This window comes from Bacillus cereus group sp. MYBK108-1 (assembly GCF_051917185.1).
In the GTDB taxonomy this organism is placed as follows: domain Bacteria; phylum Bacillota; class Bacilli; order Bacillales; family Bacillaceae_G; genus Bacillus_A; species Bacillus_A cereus.
Genome location: NZ_JBQAHZ010000019.1, coordinates 1 through 19534 on the forward strand (window position 1 = coordinate 1; position 19534 = coordinate 19534).

Genomic DNA, 19534 nt, shown 5'->3' on the forward strand with positions numbered 1-19534 from the left:
AATTTTTTCGTCATTTTAAAATTTCTCCGATTCTCATTTTTCTCTCATTATACAAGAAATACCCTATAGAATAGACTTTTTTTAAGTGTCTATTCTATAGGGTACATTGTAATAGTTGCCTTCGTTTTTTATTATTTTGCCCACTCGCTCACTTGCTCTACGCTCATGCGAGGTGCAGGGTGGCCTTTTAAAGTTGATTCACCAATTGTAATAAGCATAATTGGAACGTAACGAGATGAAACGTTAAATTCGTCTGTCAGTGCTTGTGGATTGAAGCCACCAATAGCACAAGTATCCCAACCAGTTGCTTTAGCTGCAAGCATAAGTTGCATTGCTGCTAAAGATGCATTTGAAAAGGCAGCATCTCTTGGGAATTGTTCACGAGCATATGCAGATTCAATATTTTTAGCTAAGCGTTCTTTTGCTTCTTCTTTCATAAATCCTTGTTCTACAATTGGACCATATACTGGCTCAACATTTTTATAAGCTTCTAAATCACCTAAAATAGCGACTACTGCAGAAGCATCAAGAATTTGTTGTTGGTTATAAGCTATTGGATGTAATCGTTTTTGTACATCTTCACCTTGAAAAACAAGGAATTTCCAGTGTTGTAAGTTCCAAGCGGAAGGTGCTTGTGCTGCTGCTTTTAAAATCTCATGTAATTCTGTAGATGAGATTTCTTTATTTGGGTTGAATGCACGTGTAGATGTGCGTTCATATAGAACGTTAAAAAAGTTGTCGTTTGTCATAATATATCCTCCAAATTGTATATAAAATTATCGGGAAAATGCAATGTATATTACTTACATTTTGTAAGTTATCGAATTTAAGAATATAATATCTTTATTTTAATTGTCAAGTTTTAAGAAATAAGCTAGGGCATTCATACAAACGATATAATTCCTATAATCATACACTAAAAAAGGAATTTATAGAGTGAAAAGGGAAGATAACATTCTCAATTAGCTTGTTAATATGTATTTCTCACAAATTAAAGTTTATTGAAGAACAGTCTTTTAAAAATATTTGTGAGGAATTCAGTAGAACAAGATATATGAAGTGAGTGAAGACTAGTGATGAACATACTACATTTTTTATTAGAGAATACGGTTTTCCAAAATGTGTTACAAGATCTGCAGTTAAATGTCCTTTATATAGAAAATGGATGTAAACATCAACAAACGATAGAAAATATCCATCCAAAATGTATGTTTATAGCAAATAGTTTTGAAGAGGGCGAACTATTATTTCAAAGAACGAAACCGCACATTATAATTATGTATGTAACAGATTATTCTCAAATAAAATATATAAAGAATATGTATACCTCGCAAAGTACATTCATTGTCATTTGGGATCAACAAATAACAAAAGAATTTACAGATGTACTTGCATTAGGAATACGTAATATTGTAATAGCCCCTGTAACTCCGCAAGCAGTGTTAGAAGAAGTGAATAAGAGTTTGTATCAACTTTCTTTAGTAAGGCAAGTTAGTTTACAACAGGAACTGCTTCAAACGATGTTTGATTTTCAAAATGATTTATTATTTATAGTAGAAGATGATGAAATTGTTGATTGTAATACAAATTTTTTAACGTTTTTCGGATATGAAAATTTGTTTGCCTATCGCGAGCAACATTTAGTATTTGCTGAACATTTTATTAGAGAAAATGGATACTACTCGACGACGCATGATATAACATGGCTAGACGATACTTTATCAAGCGGTAGAAGAATTAAGATGTCAAATTATGAAGGGGCAGTATCTACTTTTCTATTACGTGCGACACCATTGCCAGAAGATTTATCAAGATTTATTGTAAAGTGCACGGAAATTACAGAATTAGATGAAATCTATCAAGAACAAGAAAGACTTGCTATGATAGATTCATTGACAGAGATTTATAATCGTTTAAAGTTTCAACAAATACTAGAGGTAGAATGGGAAAAGGTAATACGTAATGATGAGAAAATAGCAATTATTTTATTTGATATAGATAATTTTAAAACAGTTAATGACACATATGGTCATGATTTTGGCGATTTGGCATTAATACAACTTGCAGAGCTTATGAAATCTAAAGTGGAGCAGCAACATGTATTTGCAAGATGGGGAGGGGAAGAATTCATTATATTAGTGACAAATACAGTAGAAAAGGAAGCATTTCAAGTTGCGGAATCATTACGATTCTTCATTGAAACAAAGCAATTTACTGGAATTTCGAAGTTAACAGCTAGCTTTGGAGTTGCGTTATATGAACAAGGAACTACAAGAGAAGAATTAATGCAACGAGCGGATATTGCATTATATGAAGCGAAAAAAAATGGAAAGAATCAAGTATGTGTGTATAGAAAAGAAAAAATGTGATTTTTCGCAACAAATTGTTGCGATTTTTTTTTATTGTTTGATAATAGAATAGGGGGACAATTTTTAGCGAAGGAATTATGGAGGATCAATATGATAAAAAAAGTGATGGTGGTGGCTTCACTGTCTGCTATAGTTGGCGGCGGAGTATACTATTTTCTTGTTAGCCTCAATATAAAGGAAAACACTGTATTAACAACTAAAGTGAATCCTACTATTAAATCGGAAGTACAAGGGAATATAGAAGAAAAAGAAGAGCAACAAATTGATTATGCTAGCATATCTCAAAAATTAGATCAATATTTAGTTGGAAAGCAATTCAATGGAACAGTTTTGGTAACAGATAAAGAGCATGTTATATTGAATAAAGGATATGGGTATGCTGATGTTCAAAATAAAATAGAAAATACGCCTCAAACAAAATATCGTATCGGTTCTATTACGAAAACAGTCGTTGCCACATCTATTTTACAGCTGCAAGAACAAGGGAAATTGAATATTCAAGATAATGTAAATAAATATATTCCTTCATTTCCGGAGAATAAAAATATTACGCTATATCATTTATTAACACATACCTCTGGTTTACCTGAACACGCAAAAGGCAATATTAATGCGGCTTCCCGCTTACAGTTAATGAATTGGATTGGACGTCAAAATTTAGAATTTCCTGCAGGAACAGGTTGGAGATATACAGATTATAATTATATGGTGCTTGCTTATATAATAGAACATATATCGAAAAAACCTTTAGGAGATTACATAAAAGAAAACATATTTGTAAAAGCAGATATGCATGAATCCGGTATGGGAAATATGGTACCTGGAGATAAAAATTTTACAAAGGGTTATGTGAAAAAAGATCAAGAGCTTGTACCAGCGCAGAAGTTAGGCATGGATTGGCTATATGGTTGTGGTGAGATGTATACGACAGTTGGAGATATGAAGAAATTAGACGAAGCAATTATAAATGGAAAACTTCTTTCTGAACAAAGTATACAAGCAATGTTTTCACCTTCAGCAGAACGGAAATATGCATTTAGTTTTTATATATATCCAGATTATTTTCATAATCATGGTGTATTATCTGGTTGGAACACTTTCAATAATTTTAATAAAGAAAAAGGAACTTTTGTTATTTTATTTTCAAATGTGAAAAATAGTATGGATGATGATTTTAATAAAGAGTTCCGAAAGATGGTAAATGATTTATTAGAACAAAGGGGATGAGAAAATGGAACATAAAACTTTATCAATAGGTTTCATTGGTATTGGTGTAATGGGAAAAAGTATGGTTTATCACTTAATGCAAGATGGTCATAAAGTATATGTATATAATAGAACGAAAGCAAAAACAGATTCTTTAGTGCAAGATGGTGCAAATTGGTGTAATACGCCAAAAGAGTTAGTAAAGCAAGTTGATATTGTAATGACAATGGTTGGATATCCACATGATGTAGAAGAAGTGTATTTTGGTATAGAAGGAATTGTAGAACATGCAAAAGAAGGTACGATAGCAATTGACTTTACGACATCTACACCTACTTTAGCAAAACGGATTAATGAAGTTGCAAAAAGCAAAAATATATATACGTTAGATGCACCTGTCTCAGGAGGAGATGTTGGTGCGAAAGAAGCAAAACTCGCAATTATGGTAGGTGGGGAGAAAGAAATATATGATAGATGCTTACCTTTACTTGAAAAGTTAGGAACAAACATTCAATTACAAGGACCAGCTGGGAGTGGACAACATACAAAAATGTGCAATCAAATTGCGATTGCTTCCAATATGATTGGAGTATGTGAAGCTGTTGCTTACGCGAAGAAGGCTGGACTGAATCCAGATAAAGTGTTAGAGAGTATTTCAACAGGGGCAGCAGGTAGCTGGTCATTAAGTAATTTAGCTCCTCGAATGTTAAAAGGAGACTTTGAGCCAGGATTTTATGTAAAGCATTTTATGAAAGATATGAAAATTGCTTTAGAGGAAGCAGAAAAATTACAATTACCAGTCCCAGGCTTAAGTTTGGCGAAAGAATTGTATGAAGAGTTAATTAAGGATGGCGAAGAAAATAGTGGAACACAAGTACTATATAAAAAATATATAAGGGGGTAAACGAGGTGGACCTTCAAAAGTTTGATGAGATGATTGATACTGTACAGCGAGCTACTTGTATGCAAATTAATGAAAAACAAAAAGAAGCTTTTAAACAAAAATATGATTTTGAACCAGAATTTGAATATGGAAGAGATGAGAAGGGACATTATGTAATTCGAACCTCAAAAAAGATGTTAGAAGAAATGGAGTTTTATTTGGCATTGAAATATGATCGTGATGGAGTGGATCTTTATATGCAAGCTGAGATTGATGGTATATTTCATGTATCTGTTAGCTATGGTGAAGATGCCCTACATCTACAAGAATTGTTTCAATTTCTAGAAGAAAATAAATAAAAGTCCTCATTTGAGGACTTTTATTTATTTAGTCATGTTTAATTTTTATAATTATAAGTTAGAAGCGCGGCGGCATCGTTCAACCGGGAACGGGATAATTTGTGCGATGTGATTAGGACCAAATTGTTTTGTACGAGCATGGCGTATTATATAAAAAGCACACAGAATTGAAACAGGAATAGCGCCGAATAAACCAAATAATAAAGCGCTTACACAAGATGCGACAAATCCTAAAACACCAATTTCTAACTCTTCCATAATAGCTCCTAAAATAACAGGAAATGCTCCACATGTAACTCCAAGTATAAGTGCGATAAGTAAGCTCATGATTATCCCCCTCTGTTTGCGATATTATTTTCCTTCTCAGTTAATTGTAGTATATCACATACAAAACAGAATTTTCAGAAAAAATTCAATAAATGTTCAAAAAAAGTTCAAAAAATGCACTTGAAAAATCAAGTTGTTAAATTTGTGATGAAATGGTACTTCAAGTAAATAAAAAATCAGGCTTATTTCAAAATGAAATAAGCCTGTTCCATAGGAGGATGTATATATGTAGAGTGAATAAAAGTTTGGAAAAGGGGATCCAAGTCCTTTTATTCAACTAACTACCTTAATAGATTGGAACCCAGCCTTCAGTTGTCACAAAAATACGAATAGCTACAACTTGGCGATCATCTTGCAAAGTAAAATAATGTCTTGCATTTTCAGGAACAGATATTAAATCGCCTGGCTCAAGTTCAACATCAAAGAATTTCCCATCTTTTCCTTCAATAGCGAAAATGCCATGACCACTGACGATAAAGCGAACTTCGTCATCTGTATGATGGTGTTCCTTTTGGAAATTAATTAATAATTCGTCAAGGTTAGGGGTGCTATTTGAAAGTGAAATTACATCATGTGCTTTATAACCACGGCGTGCTGAAACATCAGCAATTTCTTTTGAAAACACAGCTAATATTTCAGCTTTGTTTTCATCTGTTAACGAATAATTTTCATTTAAATGAGTAGGAAGTTTAGAAATATTCCATTTCTCATATAAAACGCCTTCCTCTTGTAGAAATTTAGATACTTCCACTTCATTTTCAATACGAGTATTTCCTTCATGAATACGAATTTGCGCCATTAGAAACGCCTCCTTGAATTGATAATAGTTTTATATGAAATTGGAATAGAAACTCATAAGCTTCTAATCTCTTCTTTGCATCAAAGCTATCTCGGCCCCATACGGTAATACCGTGGTTACGGATTAATACTGCACCCGAATCTCCTTGTATATGCTTTCGGAAGTTTTCTCCAAGCGTTGGGATATGGGCATGGTTTTCAATAATAGGAATTTGAATTGTTGCACCTTCTTCCCAAATATCGAGAGCTTTAATAATTTCTTGATTTTGAAAGGTGACTGCATCACTATATAAATTTGTGATGACATTATTATCGGTTGTATGAACATGAAGTACGCACCCGGCATTCGTATTGTTATAAATGTGTGTATGCAATATTGTTTCTGCTGAAGGGCGTAATTCAGTCTCTAAAACGGGAACTCCTACATGATCTACTAATAGAAAATCATCTGGAGTGGTTTTTGTTTTATCTTTACCGCTTGCTGTAATAAGAAAAGTAAGTGGTTCATGACTAACCTTTATAGAAATATTACCACTTGTTGCTGGGAACCAATTTCGTGTTGTTAACTCTTTTTTTATCTCGCTCAAGTCATACCATTGACGGAAAAGTTGTTTCATGCCTTCACCTCCAACAAAAGTTTTAATTCAGCTTGCACATCTTGAAATGTTTCAAACGGTGTATAAGCAATATGATTTTCTTCACACTTTGTAATAAGAAAATCGCGAGCGAATACTTTATCAGCTTGTTTCGCGGCTTGTAAGTCAGTAATAGAATCTCCAATTACAATATGAAAGTCATTTGTATCACTTAATTTACGGATTAATGATGATTTACATAATCCGCAATGATTTTGACAATGATCATCACAAGAATGAGGCCATTTAACTGTAATAAACTCCGCTGAAAAGTCTGTTTCATTACAATAAATTTGCTCTTTTGGAATGATTCCTTGTAAGAGTGGATAGACGAAGAAATCCATTCCTCCTGATATCACGTAAAAAGAAATGTTATTTTCCTTTACGAATTGTATAAACTCATGAAAACCACTACGGATTTCAGCAGTTTCTATTAAAAATTGAATAATATCATCGTGCAGATTAGTAGGTATGAATTGAAATAATTGAGAAACACCTTCTTGAATGGATAGTTCTTGTGATAAAATTTTATTCTTTACTTCGTCGGCTTCTGGTGGTGCGAATTTTTCCATAATGGACATAATGTTATCATTATTTGTAATCGTGCCATCGAAATCACAAAATACTTGAATACTCATAATTTCACCTCATGAGAGGGATTTCCCCATATTTGTAGTGCACTATGCAAATTTATGTCGTCTACTTCATGGAGTGGTTTATTTTGCAAAGTAGCATCAATTGCAGTACGGAAAGCTTTACCCCCGCCTTGCGCTCCATTTGGATGTCCGTGTATCCCGCCGCCAGCATTAATAACAACATCTTTACCGAAATCTCGTACAATAAAGGGAAGGAAACCAGGATGAATACCAGCAGACGGAACAGAAAAGCTCTTCTTGAAAAATGCATCGTCTTCAGTTAAATATTTTGAGATAGCAAGAGCCTCCTCTTTTTCTAGCGCAACACTTCCATATGGAGATGGGAATAATGAAAAGTCAGCCCCAGCATAACGTAGTAGCTTTCCAAGTAATAAAGGAGATGAAATTCCATATAACTTGGATGCTGAATAAGCACCACTTACAGCAGGATGTGCCATAATAGGAACTGGGATTTCATCATCTTCTGCAAGTGATTGTAGTACATCTAGTCCGTAAGCAAATACGTTAAATAATAGAATATCAGCTCCAGCTTGCACTGCACGTTTAGCATTTTCTTTTAAATCAAAAGTTCGTCCTGTTAAATTTACGGCATATAACGTTTTATGACCGTATGTTTCGTAAACAGATTGTAAAACTTCTTTTCCAGATACAATGCGTTTCGTAAGTGGTGTTAATGCATTTTCAAATAATATTTCATCATCTTTTACTATATCTACACCACCAATTGCTTGATCTCGTAATTGCGTTTTTAAATACCCAATGTTTCGTCCAATCATTCCTTTAAAAATACTCATTAAAAGAGGACGATCATGCACTTGTAAAAGGTTTCGAATACCATCAATCCCGAATTTTGGACCAGGAAAATGTTTTTTTAACTCGTCTGAAAAAGTTAAATCAATTAATTTTACTTCGCCATCAAGTGATAGCTTTCCAAATGTAGTCGTTAAAATCGCTGGTAAATCTGGACTGAAGTTTAATAGCGGATATTCAATTTTAATAATTCCGCGTTTTACTTTCTTACGTAAATACGAATTGGTATGTTCATGTTCAGCTAATTCCTCAACATGAATGACGTTGCCTTTATGCTGCTTTAATTGTTCTTGCAATAAGTGTGGCAAATGAGTCCAAGAACCAATTGTTAATCCGAGTGCAATTTGTTCCGCCTTTTTTTCTAAGTTATGTGAATCGTCATGAATTAAATACGTCGCTATAATTCCGCTCATTGTTATAACCTCCTAGTTAAATAAAAAAACCTCTCAGCTAAGGAGAGGTTTTTTTACAACCAGCTCCTTATCTGTCAGCGTAATGCTGCGAGAATTAGCACCGTGTCTACAATTGTAAATCGGTTGCCGGGTTTCGTCGGGCTCGTCCCTCCACCTGCTCTTGATAAGAAGTATTTAGAAATGTTTAAAATTTTAAGATAACTGAATTTTGTCAGATATTTTTCATGTTGTCAATTATTTTTTGAAAAAATTTAATTTATCAATTCGATTAATGGCTTCTCGTAATCTATCTTCTGTATGCAAGAGACCAACACGGACATACCCTTCGCCATGCTCACCAAATCCAACACCAGGAGCAACTGCGACATGTACTTTTTCTAGTAAAATATCAGAAAATTGCTCAGAGGTATATCCTTTTGGAACAGGAAGCCATGCAAAGAATGATCCTGTTGGAATGTCTACATTCCAACCAATTGAGTGACAGGCTGAAATAAGAGCATTTCTTCGAGATTCGTAACTATTTACAAGGTCTATTACACAAGACTGTGAACTTAATAGCGCTTCTCGAGCAGCATCTTGAACTGCACCGAATATACTAACATACATATGATCTTGTAATAGGTTAATGGTTTCAATCACACTTTCATTCCCTACAGCAAAAGCGATGCGCCAGCCGGCCATATTGAAAGTTTTTGATAACGTGTAAATTTCAATTCCTATATCTTTCGCGCCATCTGCTTGCAAGAAACTAACTGGTTTTTGACCATCGAATCCAATCGCACCGTAAGCAAAATCATGAACGACTAATATATTATGTTTATTAGCAAAATGAATGGTTTCATTAAAGAAATCTTTTGATGCAGTAGCACCGGTCGGATTATTTGGATAGTTTAAAAACATTAATTTTGCACGCTCGGCAATAGAGTCATCAATGTTCGTATAATCTGGTAAAAAATTATTTTCTGCAATAAGTGGCATTGTTTCAAATTGTGCTTTTGCTAAAGCAACTCCTGATAAATAATCTGGATAGCCTGGATCTGGAACGAGAATCGTATCACCAGGGTTTGTAAAACAAACTGGTAATTCTACTAATCCAGCCTTTCCGCCAAACAAAATAGCAACTTCTGTTTTTGGATTTACTACTACATCATATTCACGTTGATAGAATGTTGCCACGGCTTCTTTTAAACTTTCATGTCCGCGAAATGGCGGATATTTATGATGAATGGTCTTTTCTGCAGCATCTTGTAAAGCTTTTACGATATGCTGCGGTGTTGGTTGATCTGGATTACCTTGACCTAGATTAATAACATCGTGACCAGCTGCTACGACTTTGTTAACTTTTGCAACAAGTGAAGCGAAAAATTGTGTCGGCAATGATGTTACTATCTCAGAAGGTTGAAATAATTTCATACTTTCCACCTCTTTTGAAAGTTGTTACAATTCTAGTGACAAATGATATAATCTTTCCAGTATTTTGTAAAGAAAAAATTATGAATGGGGCTGACAAAATGAAAGTCGCATGTATTCAAATGGACATTGTCTTTGGAGATGTAGAAAAAAATATTGAGAATGCTAAAAATAAAATAAGTGAAGCGGTGAAGGAAAGACCAGATGTTATTGTCTTACCAGAACTTTGGACAACAGGATATGATTTAACTAGGCTCTCTGAAATTGCAGATAGGGATGGATTGGAAACGAAAGAAAAGTTGAAAGAATGGTCGAAGCAATATGGTGTACATATTGTCGGTGGTTCTATAGCGAAGCAAACAGAGCAAGGTGTTACAAATACAATGTATGTTGTAACTAATAAAGGAGAACTAGTTAATGAATATAGTAAAGTGCACTTATTTCAGCTTATGGATGAACATAAATATTTAATCGCTGGAAATAGTACAGGTGAATTTAAGTTAGATGATGTAGAGTGCGCCGGCGCAATTTGTTATGATATTCGTTTTCCGGAGTGGATGCGCGTTCATACTGCGAAAGGTGCAAAAGTATTATTTGTTGTAGCTGAATGGCCATTAGTTCGTTTAGCACATTGGCGTTTGCTATTGCAAGCAAGAGCAGTTGAAAATCAGTGTTATGTTGTTGCGTGTAATAGAGCAGGAAAGGATCCGAATAATGTGTTTGCAGGTCATTCTTTAATTGTAGATCCTTGGGGTGAAGTTGTAGTAGAGGCGAATGAAGAGGAATCAATTTTATTTGGAGAGCTTGTATTCGAGAAAATTAAAGAAGTACGTAAAGGAATTCCAGTTTTTGCGGATCGCCGTCCAGAATTATACAAATAAAATGTTGACAAGTGATTTTTATTCTTGGTATAGTCTTCAACATAAAGTTAAAAATTCAAAAAAATATACAACTCTTATCAAGAGCAGGTGGAGGGATTTGGCCCGATGAAGCCCAGCAACCGACCGTAATACCATTGTGAAATGGGGCGTTTATTACGCCAAAAGGCACGGTGCTAATTCCAGCAGAAAGTAAAACTTTCTGGCAGATAAGAGGGGAGAAGATAAACTTCAAACCTCTTTCTTAGTGGAAAGAGGTTTTTCTGTGTTAGAAAAACCTCTGAATTTAAAAAGGGGGAGAAGACGATGGGATATTATTCATTAACAGAAATAACAGCTGTACAATATGCGAAAGATCATGGCTATTTTGAAGAGAAGGCAAATGTCCTTTGTCATGAAATTGGAGATGGAAACTTAAATTACGTGTTCAAATTAGATGATGGAGCGAAATCCATTATAATAAAACAAGCACTTCCTTATGCGAAAGTAGTTGGTGAAAGTTGGCCATTGTCTATAAAAAGAGCAACGATTGAAAGCAAGGCATTACAAATTTTTGCGCAGTATGTACCGGATTATGTTCCAGTAGTGTACAGTCATGATGAAGAGTTAGCGATAACGGTAATAGAAGACTTATCAAGACTAACAATTACAAGAAAAGGATTAATAGACGGAGAAGAATATCCGCTTTTATCCCAGCATATTGGTCGTTTTCTAGCACATGTTTTATTTTACACTTCAGATTTTGGTTTACAGTCAAAAGAGAAAAGGGTACTAGAAGGTACCTTTGTAAATCCGGACCTTTGTAAAATTACAGAGGATCTAGTGTTTACAGATCCGTTTGGACATTATGATACAAATGATTATGAGCGAGATTTACAGCTCGTGGTTGATGAACTTTGGAGTGATAAAACTTTAAAACTAAAAGTAGCACAATATAAATATAAGTTCTTAACAAGAAAAGAAACTCTTATTCATGGTGATTTACATACTGGTAGTATTTTTTCGTCACCTTCTGAAACGAAAGTGATTGATCCAGAATTTGCGACATATGGCCCATTTGGGTTTGACATAGGTCAATTTATTGCAAATCTATTATTAAATGCGTTATCTAGAGAAGAAGAAAAGAGAAGTGTACTATTTTTCCATATAGAAAAGACGTGGAGTTATTTTGTAGAGACTTTTACAAAGTTATGGATTGGAGAAGGTGTAGAAGCATATACGAAAGAAAAACAATGGTTACCAATTATTTTGCAAAATATCTTTACTGATGCTGTTGGATTTGCCGGATGTGAACTAATTCGTAGAACAATTGGTTTAGCTCATGTAGCAGATTTAGATGAAATAGAAAATAAAGAAACAAGAATTCAAGCTAAGAAACAAGCGCTATCCTTAGGAAAAGAACTAATAAAATATGAATCTAAAAGTGCTGATATTCAACTGTTTCGAACATTATTTCAACAGACAGTTTCAAGGGGTGTAAAAGCATGAGTACAATCGTTACTGTTCCGAGATCTGTAAGTTGGAAAGGGGATGCAATTGCGGTATTAAATCAAACGAAATTGCCACATAGCACAGAATACAAAACATTAACGACTATTGAAGAGGTTTGGAAAAGTATCATAATGTTAGAAGTACGCGGAGCGCCTGCAATTGGAATTGTAGCTGCATTTGGCTTGGCGCTTGCAGCGAAAAAATATAATACTTTACATATCGAAGAATTTCAAAAGAAGTTTAATAGAGACTGTAACTATTTAGGGACATCACGCCCAACGGCAGTAAATTTATTTTGGGCAATTGATCGTATGAGAGAATCTATTCGAGAGATTAATACAATAAAAGAAGCACAAAAAATATTAGAAGAAGAAGCGCTTCGCATTCAACAGGAAGATGAAGAGGTGTGTCGAAATATTGGGGAATATGCGTTAACATGTTTTAAAGATGGCAATAATATTTTAACAATCTGTAACGCTGGAAGTATCGCAACTGCCAGATATGGAACTGCATTAGCTCCCTTTTATATTGGAAAAGAGAAAGGTGTGCGTTTACATGCATATGCGTGTGAAACGAGACCAGTTTTACAAGGTGGTCGCTTAACGACGTGGGAATTGAAGCAAGCAAATATTGATGTGACCCTTATAACAGATAATACTGCAGCTCATGCTATTCAAACGAAAGAAATAAACGCAATTATTGTGGGGGCGGATCGAATTGTCGCAAATGGAGATACAGCCAATAAAATAGGGACAATGAATTTAGCTATTTTAGCAAAGTACTTTAATATCCCATTTTACGTTGCTGCGCCACTGTCAACATTTGATGTTACGAAAGAAACTGGAGCCGAAATTATTATTGAAGAAAGAGATGAAACAGAAGTTACGAAAATCTTTGGAAAACAAGTAGCACCAATTGGAACGGATGTTTATAATCCAGCATTTGACATAACGCCGAATGAATTAATTACAGGAATTATTACTGAGAAAGGTATTATACGCGGGGACTATAAACGAGAAATTGCATCATTATTTGAAAAACAAGCTAATACATAATAGCTTGTTTTTTTATGCCTAAATGCAGTGTTTTCTCTTACTTATATAATGAAAGGAGGGGAAGAGGGTGGAAGAGTGGATCAAGATGATAGGTAATGTAGGGTTTCCGATTGTTGTAACATTATATTTACTCCACCGTATTGAAAGTAAATTAGAGGGGGTAATTGTTGCAATTGAGAAGCTCCCGCGGCAATTACTAAAGTACGAAGATCCTCGGGATAAAAAATAAAGTTTGCTCTTCTTGAGCAAACTTTATTTTTATTGAGCGGTATAACCACCATCGATAACGACAGCTTGACCAGTTATACCTTTAGCTTTTTCACTCGCTAAAAACATCGCATAATCTGCAATTTCTTGTACTTGTAATAAGCGCTTTTGTGGAACGAGTGGATAAATAACATCTTCTAAAACATTTTCAAGTGGTACATTTCGTGTAGTAGCTAAGTCTTGTAGTTGATTACGTACAAGGGGGGTATCAACATAACCAGGGCAAAGGGCATTAACAGTAATACCATGCGTAGCACCTTCTAAAGCGGCAACTTTTGTTAATCCAATTACGCCATGTTTTGCACTATTGTAGGCAGCTTTTCCAGCAAACCCGACAAGGCCGTTAATAGAAGCGACATTAATAATACGACCATATTTTTGTTGTTTCATAATCGGAAAGGCATGCTTAATTGCAATAAACGGAGCAATTTGCATAATTTGAATTAGTAGCTCGAACTTTTCAGTTGGAAAGTCTTCAATGGGTGAAACGTGTTGCATTCCTGCGTTGTTAATTAATATATGTAATGAACCGAAATGATCAACTGTTTGAGAAATTGCTGCTGTAATTTCCTCTTCAGATGTAACGTCACATTTTAAACCGATAGCTTGAAAACCTTCATTTTGTAATTGTTCAGCAGCTTCTTTTGCACGTTCTTCAAGCCGATCGGTAATCACAACTTTTGCACCTTCTTTTGCAAAAGCCTTTCCCATTTCATAACCAATGCCACTTGCAGCACCTGTTAAAAAGACAACTCGATTTGTAACCATGATGAAAAACATCCCTTCATAATAAAGTTTTCATAGTGCTCTATTTAGAGAAGCTATAATGAAATCCCTGCAAACCTTTGGAAAAAATATCGTTAGCTATCTTGTTTTGCAAAATAGTCTTTGCTATACTATTTTGTAAAGTAAGATACTTACGCTTATCTATCTTGTAAAGCAAGATAGTAGGAGGATTTGAATTATGTCGACAAGTCAAATGCTGAAAGGGATTTTAGAAGGATGCTTACTTGCTATTATTTCTGAAGGCGAAATATACGGTTATGAAATGAGTGAAAAGCTAGCGAAGTATGGTTTTACAATGGCGAGTGAGGGAAGTATTTATCCGTTATTAATACGAATGCAAAAAGAAGGACTAATAACAAGCGTAATGAAGGAATCTCCATCTGGTCCAAAGAGAAAATATTATACATTAACAGAAAAAGGCGAGGAAGCACTTGATGAATTTATGGATCGCTGGGAAACGATGCAAAGTAGTGTAGAACGTCTACTTGAAGGGAAGGGAAGGGAAGGAGAAAATAATGCTATCAAGTGAAGCGAGAAAGTTTTTGTTAGATATGAGATTATTTTTGACGGCAAAGAGTGTGAAAGAAAGCGATATTGAAAATTTTATAGAAGATGCGGAACTCCATTTAATTGAGGGTGAGAGTGATGGGAAAAGTGTAGAAGATATTTTCGGAAGCTCACCGAAAGAATATGCAAATGAACTTGTCAAAGTAATGGAAAGAGATAGACAGGAAACGTGGAAGCAAATTGGTTTTACAGTAATGAATATCGTATCGTTTTGGATTATTGCTTCTATCTTAATAGTGAATCATGGAATGTTACACATTTCACTTATTCAGTGTATCGGTTATAGTTTTTCATTGATTTTAGTTGTTATAGGTCCTAATTTTCTACTTCGCAAAATGGCCTTCGTAACAAGTTTTACAAAAACATGGTTTTCTATGTGGTCTTTAGTTATGATCGCTCCAATGTTTTTATTAGGAGCTGTTACGATATTAGACGTGATATATCCGACAAAAATGCTCACATTCACCGAAGTGCAAAGTTATATAGTGGCTGGTGGGATTTTTATCATCACAGTAGCTATAAATATATATTTTGAAGGATGGTTTAAAAACTTATATTTAATCATTCCACTTTCAATTATGTTAGTGTTTAAAACATTTACAACGGAAGACCTTGTTCCAATGTTATTTCAAATTATATGTTTATACGGAAGTTTATTTATTTTAATTTTTGTTGAAATTATGATGAAGGCGAATAGAAGAGAAATGGTTAAATAAGGGAGGGGCTATAATGCAGATTTCTAAAGAAGGAGAAAAGTTCTTAATCGATACGAAAGTATATTTAATAACAAAAGGAATTAAAGAAGAAGATGTTGACGCTTTTTTAGAAGATGCAGAACTTCATTTAATTGAAGGTGAGAAAGAAGGAAAAACGGTAAGTAATATATTTGGTGATTCGCCAAAAGAGTATGCGGAAGAATTAGCGAAAGAGATGGAGAAGGATAAAGGCGGAAGTATAAAGAGTGTTTTAGGAATGATTATTGGGATAGGTGGGTATTGGTTACTAACCAATATTTTATTTGGAAATCCGAATCAACAATTTACGTTAACAAATGTACAGGTAATTGGTTATCCTATCGTTTTAATTATTACCATTATTGGAACGGTTTTTGCGTTTAGAATGTCTTCTTTTAAAAGTAAATCAGTAGAGTTTGGAATTATTTATGTAATAGTAATGATACCTATTTTATTATTAGTGTTATTAATGTTTATGAATAAATGGTATGGGACGCCAATTTTACAATTGTCGACAATGCAGACATATATATTAGCAGTAAGTATATTTTTATTACTTCTTATTGGTGAAGTATATGTTCTTGGTTGGATGGGTGTTTTGGTACTAATTGTTCCTCTTGCGATTATGTTCTTATTTAAAGACTTAGAAGAAAGAAATGTATTTTGGGGAATTGCAAAGATATTACTTATGTATGGAAGTATATATGGATTAATGAGATGGTCTTTAAAAATTGAAGAAAGAAAAAGTGTGAACTAGAAATTCAATAAAAAGCGGCTGCTCTGGATATACCAAAAATTATTTCCAAAGAAATATTATATAGGGATTTTTAGAGGGATTACATTTACATTTAGTTGTCTATTTTTATTTCTAGCAGCCGGGATTTGTTTTGTTGATTGGAATAAGTTGTTTTAAACAGTAACATGAGGGTTACTGTTTTTTTCTTTGCAATAAAGAGCTTTGTAAAGAGAGTGTTTTTTGTTCGTTCGTCAATAGAGACTGAATAGGAACATTTTCAGGGCGCGGGACTATCGGATACATAAGATTGGTTGGAGAAGGATGGTGCTCCGAGCCAGTTGGGGAATGAGGATCTGCGTGAGTAAGTTTTCCGTGAACACGTCTTGTAAATAAAATATGACCGATTTCGTGAGCAAGCGTATATATATTTTTCATAGGAGCAGCCGAGTTTGTTAAAACGATATATCCGGTAAGTTGTTGCTGTTTTGCTAAAGAGTAAGCGCAGGCAATTACTGCTGTTTCTTTGAAATAATCACTGCCAATATAACAAATATAAAGGTCGCATTCAGGAGCTTCATTTACACATGTTTGGAAAAAGGATGCCAGCTTTTCTTGACTTTGAATGGAATTTTTATAACTGATTTCACGGTCAAAAAAACGGAAAAGTTCATTTAATACAATTACTTCTTGAATTTGAAATGTAATGGGGTGCCAAATTGATTCTGCAACAGCTAAATCTTTTGCGATGCGGTCATCAGAAATATCGGCGCCGGGAGTAATACAAATACATATATTGACGTATGGATCCATAAGGAACACCTCAACTGAAAAAAAGTTCTTCCTATAATATATGTGGGGAAAAGATGTCATGTATGGATAAACGCCTTCTTTATTGAATATATAGATGACAAGTCGAAAAAATTTCATAGTTCTATAACGTAGTGTGATCATCTTTTTGATATAGTAAAGAAAAGGGGGAGAATATATGTATACATTAAAAATCGTTTCAGACAGAGAAGCTCTTTATCAATTTGCAAGTTATGTAAGAGTTGTACAAGGGGTGGAAGATGTATATGTAGAGGTGGGAGAACCTTTATATGAACATCCGTTAATGAAGTTTTATGTACATATTAAGCTGAAAGAAACATATGAGCAGCATAAAGCGTTACAGGAAATAGCAAGATTAGTAGAATTGGGGCGTTTTACATATGTCCATTATCGTAATGATGAAATTGAGGAAGCTTTTGAAGCTGTAAAATATGAAAGTTTTAAGAAATAAAGGTGAAAAAAAGGAGGCGAAAGCTTCTTTTTTTCTTTAAAATTACATGAACAAAAAGAGCAAAATTTTGTTATGATAAGGGAGGTTAGGGAAAGGGGAATTTACATATGGGGTATATTGAAGAGTTACGAAAAGTCGTTGGTACAAGGCCGCTTATTCTCGTAGGATCAGCAATTATTATATTAAACGATAATCAAGAAGTATTGCTTCAATATCGTTCAGATACATATGATTGGGGTGTACCTGGTGGGGCGATGGAACTGGGCGAAACGACAGAAGAAACTGCACGTAGAGAGTTATTTGAGGAAACGGGGTTAACTGCAAAAATAATGCAATTTCTTGGTGTTCTATCAGGAAAAGAAGTATATTTCCGTTATCCGAATGGCGATGAAATTTTCAATGTTATTCATCTGTATCAGGCACATCATGTGAGCGGGGAATTAAAGCTCGATCATGAAGGGTTAAAACTTCAATATTTTCCAGTAGATAAGTTGCCAAAATTGAATGAAACGACAGAGAAAATTTTACAAAAGTTTTTATATGCGCTGACAGAATAGAAGGTTAATTCCTTCTATTTTTATTATATTAAATATTTTGATTTTTTAGTATGTTTATAGTATGATAGTTATAGATATACATCTTATGGAATTTCACCTAAAAACTGACTAGGGTACATAAGAGAGGGGCAAGTGCAAAATGCATAATGTTGTTATTACAGCTGCAGTTCGTTCGCCAATTGGAACTTTTGGAGGAGCGCTAAAAAATGTAACGCCAGTAGAATTAGCTGTTCCTGTACTTCAGGAAGCTGTAAAACGAGGCGGGGTAGAACCACATGAAATTGATGAAGTAATTTTAGGTCATTGTATTCAAAGAACTGATGAAGCAAATACGGCGAGAACAGCTGCATTAGCGGCAGGATTTCCTGACACAGTTACGGGATATACAATCCAACGTCAATGTTCTTCAGGTATGCAAGCAATTATGTCAGCTGCAATGCAAATCCAATTAGGTGTAAGTGATGTTGTTGTTGCAGGTGGGGTAGAAGCGATGAGTTCGAGCCCTTATGCATTGAAACAGCACCGCTGGGGACAACGTCTACAGCACGGAGAAATTCGTGATACGGTGTGGGAAGTGTTAGAAGATCCGATTCACCATATTATGATGGGTGAAACAGCGGAAAATTTAGTTGAACAATATGAAATTACAAGAGAGGAACAAGATGAAGTTGCTCTTCGCAGTCATACATTGGCACTGAAGGCAATCGAGTCGGGATACTTTGACGATCAAATTGTTCCTATTACAATAAAAGAGCGTAGAAAAGAAGTTGTATTTTCGAAGGATGAACATCCACGTGCAGATATTACAGCTGAAAAATTAGCTGGATTGAAGCCGGCGTTCCGTAAAGATGGATCAGTGACTGCTGGAAATGCATCTGGCCTTAATGACGGGAGTGCAGTTCTAGTATTAATGAGCGAAGAAAAAGCGAAAGAAAAAGGTTTACAACCGTTAGCTAGAATTGTTGGATATTCAGTAGCTGGAGTAGATCCAAAAATTATGGGTATTGGACCAGCACCAGCAATTCGTAAAGGTTTAGAAAAAGTAGATTGGTCATTGGAAGATGCAGATTTACTTGAAATTAATGAAGCTTTCGCGGCTCAATATTTAGCTGTAGAGAAAGAGTTAGGCTTAGACCGTGAAAAAGTGAACGTAAACGGTAGTGGCGTAGGACTTGGGCATCCAATTGGTTGTACAGGGGCTCGTATTACAGTAAGTTTAATTCACGAATTAAAAAGACGTGGGTTAGAAAAAGGAATTGCCTCTTTATGCGTCGGTGGCGGTATCGGGGTTGCCTTATTTATAGAAGCACTATAAAAA

Annotated in this window: 23 protein-coding genes, 1 pseudogene and 2 riboswitches; of the genes and pseudogenes, 15 read left to right on the plus strand and 9 right to left on the minus strand. The window is 34.7% G+C overall.

The genetic code is table 11. The annotated features are described in order from the left end of the window. Positions 1-131: 131 nt before the first annotated feature. Positions 132-749, minus strand: a complete 618-nt coding sequence (locus ACTFSL_RS21625; protein ID WP_000180387.1) for a nitroreductase family protein — start codon at positions 747-749, stop codon at positions 132-134. A 327-nt stretch (positions 750-1076) separates the two neighbouring features. Here ACTFSL_RS21625 and ACTFSL_RS21630 point away from each other — a divergent pair, with 327 nt between their 5' ends. The 4 genes from ACTFSL_RS21630 to ACTFSL_RS21645 all read left to right on the plus strand — a co-directional run bounded on the left by ACTFSL_RS21630 (position 1077) and on the right by ACTFSL_RS21645 (position 4817). After that, positions 1077-2369 carry a GGDEF domain-containing protein gene (locus tag ACTFSL_RS21630; RefSeq protein WP_001023185.1) on the plus strand — a complete coding sequence of 431 codons (1293 nt, stop codon included), beginning with the start codon at positions 1077-1079 and terminating at the stop codon, positions 2367-2369. 90 nt (positions 2370-2459) lie between these two features. Beyond that, complete coding sequence (locus ACTFSL_RS21635; RefSeq protein ID WP_440042383.1) at positions 2460-3596, plus strand: serine hydrolase; 1137 nt, start codon at positions 2460-2462, stop codon at positions 3594-3596. 4 nt (positions 3597-3600) lie between these two features. Next, positions 3601-4479, plus strand: coding sequence for an NAD(P)-dependent oxidoreductase (locus tag ACTFSL_RS21640; protein WP_000400433.1), 879 nt, complete (start codon positions 3601-3603; stop codon positions 4477-4479). 5 nt (positions 4480-4484) lie between these two features. Beyond that, complete coding sequence (locus ACTFSL_RS21645) at positions 4485-4817, plus strand: DUF3909 family protein (RefSeq protein ID WP_000365619.1); 333 nt, start codon at positions 4485-4487, stop codon at positions 4815-4817. A gap of 51 nt (positions 4818-4868) precedes the next feature. Here the strand turns inward: ACTFSL_RS21645 and ACTFSL_RS21650 are convergent, their stop codons facing one another. The 6 genes from ACTFSL_RS21650 to ACTFSL_RS21675 form a co-directional block, all read right to left on the minus strand. Continuing rightward, positions 4869-5144: a hypothetical protein gene (locus ACTFSL_RS21650; RefSeq protein WP_000054659.1), complete on the minus strand. Its 276-nt coding sequence runs from the start codon at positions 5142-5144 to the stop codon at positions 4869-4871. A gap of 286 nt (positions 5145-5430) precedes the next feature. Continuing rightward, the gene (locus tag ACTFSL_RS21655) at positions 5431-5943 is read right to left on the minus strand and encodes a 1,2-dihydroxy-3-keto-5-methylthiopentene dioxygenase (RefSeq protein WP_000057300.1); all 513 of its coding nucleotides are present in this window, start codon (positions 5941-5943) and stop codon (positions 5431-5433) included. Further along, the gene (locus ACTFSL_RS21660; protein WP_000811339.1) at positions 5921-6559 is read right to left on the minus strand and encodes a methylthioribulose 1-phosphate dehydratase; all 639 of its coding nucleotides are present in this window, start codon (positions 6557-6559) and stop codon (positions 5921-5923) included. The genes ACTFSL_RS21655 and ACTFSL_RS21660 overlap by 23 nt, the downstream gene beginning before the upstream one ends. Further along, positions 6556-7215 carry a 2-hydroxy-3-keto-5-methylthiopentenyl-1-phosphate phosphatase gene (locus ACTFSL_RS21665; RefSeq protein ID WP_000027448.1) on the minus strand — a complete coding sequence of 220 codons (660 nt, stop codon included), beginning with the start codon at positions 7213-7215 and terminating at the stop codon, positions 6556-6558. The genes ACTFSL_RS21660 and ACTFSL_RS21665 overlap by 4 nt, the downstream gene beginning before the upstream one ends. Further along, a complete protein-coding gene (mtnW, locus tag ACTFSL_RS21670) occupies positions 7212-8456 on the minus strand; it encodes a 2,3-diketo-5-methylthiopentyl-1-phosphate enolase (protein WP_000014179.1) in 1245 nt (414 codons plus the stop codon). Before mtnW ends, ACTFSL_RS21665 begins: the two co-directional genes overlap by 4 nt. 64 nt (positions 8457-8520) lie before the next feature. Next, a riboswitch (SAM riboswitch) is annotated at positions 8521-8626 on the minus strand. A 64-nt stretch (positions 8627-8690) separates the two neighbouring features. Next, positions 8691-9869: a pyridoxal phosphate-dependent aminotransferase gene (locus ACTFSL_RS21675; protein ID WP_017673601.1), complete on the minus strand. Its 1179-nt coding sequence runs from the start codon at positions 9867-9869 to the stop codon at positions 8691-8693. 14 nt (positions 9870-9883) lie between these two features. Here ACTFSL_RS21675 and ACTFSL_RS21680 point away from each other — a divergent pair, with 14 nt between their 5' ends. The 4 genes from ACTFSL_RS21680 (at position 9884) to ACTFSL_RS21695 (ending at position 13519) form a co-directional block, all read left to right on the plus strand. After that, on the plus strand, positions 9884-10747 hold the full coding sequence (locus ACTFSL_RS21680) for a carbon-nitrogen family hydrolase (RefSeq protein ID WP_063537334.1): 864 nt from the start codon (positions 9884-9886) through the stop codon (positions 10745-10747). Between the two features lie 71 nt (positions 10748-10818). Next, a riboswitch (SAM riboswitch) is annotated at positions 10819-10960 on the plus strand. Between the two features lie 90 nt (positions 10961-11050). Then, the gene (gene mtnK / locus ACTFSL_RS21685) at positions 11051-12232 is read left to right on the plus strand and encodes an S-methyl-5-thioribose kinase (RefSeq protein WP_440042387.1); all 1182 of its coding nucleotides are present in this window, start codon (positions 11051-11053) and stop codon (positions 12230-12232) included. Further along, positions 12229-13290: an S-methyl-5-thioribose-1-phosphate isomerase gene (mtnA, locus tag ACTFSL_RS21690; protein WP_440042388.1), complete on the plus strand. Its 1062-nt coding sequence runs from the start codon at positions 12229-12231 to the stop codon at positions 13288-13290. Before mtnK ends, mtnA begins: the two co-directional genes overlap by 4 nt. Positions 13291-13357: 67 nt before the next feature. After that, the gene (locus ACTFSL_RS21695; protein ID WP_000393336.1) at positions 13358-13519 is read left to right on the plus strand and encodes a YvrJ family protein; all 162 of its coding nucleotides are present in this window, start codon (positions 13358-13360) and stop codon (positions 13517-13519) included. A gap of 29 nt (positions 13520-13548) precedes the next feature. Here ACTFSL_RS21695 and ACTFSL_RS21700 read toward each other — a convergent pair whose 3' ends face one another. Continuing rightward, complete coding sequence (locus tag ACTFSL_RS21700) at positions 13549-14325, minus strand: 3-hydroxybutyrate dehydrogenase (protein WP_000258428.1); 777 nt, start codon at positions 14323-14325, stop codon at positions 13549-13551. A 196-nt stretch (positions 14326-14521) separates the two neighbouring features. On the opposite strand from ACTFSL_RS21700, the gene ACTFSL_RS21705 reads away from it, so the two are divergent. The 4 genes and pseudogenes from ACTFSL_RS21705 to ACTFSL_RS21720 form a co-directional block, all read left to right on the plus strand. After that, positions 14522-14872 (plus strand): PadR family transcriptional regulator, encoded by a 351-nt coding sequence (locus ACTFSL_RS21705; RefSeq protein WP_242555084.1) that lies wholly within the window; start codon positions 14522-14524, stop codon positions 14870-14872. Then, a complete protein-coding gene (locus tag ACTFSL_RS21710) occupies positions 14859-15626 on the plus strand; it encodes a DUF1129 domain-containing protein (RefSeq protein ID WP_440042390.1) in 768 nt (255 codons plus the stop codon). Before ACTFSL_RS21705 ends, ACTFSL_RS21710 begins: the two co-directional genes overlap by 14 nt. 13 nt (positions 15627-15639) lie before the next feature. Beyond that, positions 15640-16401 carry a DUF1129 domain-containing protein gene (locus ACTFSL_RS21715; protein ID WP_211477803.1) on the plus strand — a complete coding sequence of 254 codons (762 nt, stop codon included), beginning with the start codon at positions 15640-15642 and terminating at the stop codon, positions 16399-16401. Between the two features lie 12 nt (positions 16402-16413). Then, positions 16414-16557 (plus strand): annotated as a pseudogene (locus tag ACTFSL_RS21720) (DNA-binding protein); the annotation flags it as partial. Between the two features lie 15 nt (positions 16558-16572). Here the strand turns inward: ACTFSL_RS21720 and ACTFSL_RS21725 are convergent. After that, positions 16573-17190 carry an ImmA/IrrE family metallo-endopeptidase gene (locus tag ACTFSL_RS21725; RefSeq protein WP_000371608.1) on the minus strand — a complete coding sequence of 206 codons (618 nt, stop codon included), beginning with the start codon at positions 17188-17190 and terminating at the stop codon, positions 16573-16575. Between the two features lie 175 nt (positions 17191-17365). On the opposite strand from ACTFSL_RS21725, the gene ACTFSL_RS21730 reads away from it, so the two are divergent. The 3 genes from ACTFSL_RS21730 to ACTFSL_RS21740 all read left to right on the plus strand — a co-directional run bounded on the left by ACTFSL_RS21730 (position 17366) and on the right by ACTFSL_RS21740 (position 19531). After that, the gene (locus ACTFSL_RS21730) at positions 17366-17659 is read left to right on the plus strand and encodes a DUF3928 family protein (protein WP_000288330.1); all 294 of its coding nucleotides are present in this window, start codon (positions 17366-17368) and stop codon (positions 17657-17659) included. 107 nt (positions 17660-17766) lie between these two features. Beyond that, positions 17767-18216 (plus strand): NUDIX hydrolase, encoded by a 450-nt coding sequence (locus ACTFSL_RS21735; protein WP_000540529.1) that lies wholly within the window; start codon positions 17767-17769, stop codon positions 18214-18216. A 139-nt stretch (positions 18217-18355) separates the two neighbouring features. Next, on the plus strand, positions 18356-19531 hold the full coding sequence (locus ACTFSL_RS21740) for an acetyl-CoA C-acetyltransferase (RefSeq protein WP_440042392.1): 1176 nt from the start codon (positions 18356-18358) through the stop codon (positions 19529-19531). The last annotated feature ends 3 nt before the right edge of the window (positions 19532-19534 follow it).

Coding starts and splice junctions, on each gene's coding strand:
- ACTFSL_RS21635 (WP_440042383.1), top strand. CDS start 2,460: ATGATAAAAAAAGTGATGGTGGTGGCTTCACTGTCTGCTATAGTTGGC.
- ACTFSL_RS21655 (WP_000057300.1), bottom strand. CDS start 5,943: ATGGCGCAAATTCGTATTCATGAAGGAAATACTCGTATTGAAAATGAA.
- ACTFSL_RS21700 (WP_000258428.1), bottom strand. CDS start 14,325: ATGGTTACAAATCGAGTTGTCTTTTTAACAGGTGCTGCAAGTGGCATT.
- mtnK (WP_440042387.1), top strand. CDS start 11,051: ATGGGATATTATTCATTAACAGAAATAACAGCTGTACAATATGCGAAA.
- ACTFSL_RS21730 (WP_000288330.1), top strand. CDS start 17,366: ATGTATACATTAAAAATCGTTTCAGACAGAGAAGCTCTTTATCAATTT.
- ACTFSL_RS21640 (WP_000400433.1), top strand. CDS start 3,601: ATGGAACATAAAACTTTATCAATAGGTTTCATTGGTATTGGTGTAATG.
- ACTFSL_RS21705 (WP_242555084.1), top strand. CDS start 14,522: ATGTCGACAAGTCAAATGCTGAAAGGGATTTTAGAAGGATGCTTACTT.
- ACTFSL_RS21675 (WP_017673601.1), bottom strand. CDS start 9,869: ATGAAATTATTTCAACCTTCTGAGATAGTAACATCATTGCCGACACAA.
- ACTFSL_RS21725 (WP_000371608.1), bottom strand. CDS start 17,190: ATGGATCCATACGTCAATATATGTATTTGTATTACTCCCGGCGCCGAT.
- mtnW (WP_000014179.1), bottom strand. CDS start 8,456: ATGAGCGGAATTATAGCGACGTATTTAATTCATGACGATTCACATAAC.
- mtnA (WP_440042388.1), top strand. CDS start 12,229: ATGAGTACAATCGTTACTGTTCCGAGATCTGTAAGTTGGAAAGGGGAT.
- ACTFSL_RS21710 (WP_440042390.1), top strand. CDS start 14,859: ATGCTATCAAGTGAAGCGAGAAAGTTTTTGTTAGATATGAGATTATTT.
- ACTFSL_RS21650 (WP_000054659.1), bottom strand. CDS start 5,144: ATGAGCTTACTTATCGCACTTATACTTGGAGTTACATGTGGAGCATTT.
- ACTFSL_RS21630 (WP_001023185.1), top strand. CDS start 1,077: ATGAACATACTACATTTTTTATTAGAGAATACGGTTTTCCAAAATGTG.
- ACTFSL_RS21715 (WP_211477803.1), top strand. CDS start 15,640: ATGCAGATTTCTAAAGAAGGAGAAAAGTTCTTAATCGATACGAAAGTA.
- ACTFSL_RS21735 (WP_000540529.1), top strand. CDS start 17,767: ATGGGGTATATTGAAGAGTTACGAAAAGTCGTTGGTACAAGGCCGCTT.
- ACTFSL_RS21660 (WP_000811339.1), bottom strand. CDS start 6,559: ATGAAACAACTTTTCCGTCAATGGTATGACTTGAGCGAGATAAAAAAA.
- ACTFSL_RS21625 (WP_000180387.1), bottom strand. CDS start 749: ATGACAAACGACAACTTTTTTAACGTTCTATATGAACGCACATCTACA.
- ACTFSL_RS21740 (WP_440042392.1), top strand. CDS start 18,356: ATGCATAATGTTGTTATTACAGCTGCAGTTCGTTCGCCAATTGGAACT.
- ACTFSL_RS21665 (WP_000027448.1), bottom strand. CDS start 7,215: ATGAGTATTCAAGTATTTTGTGATTTCGATGGCACGATTACAAATAAT.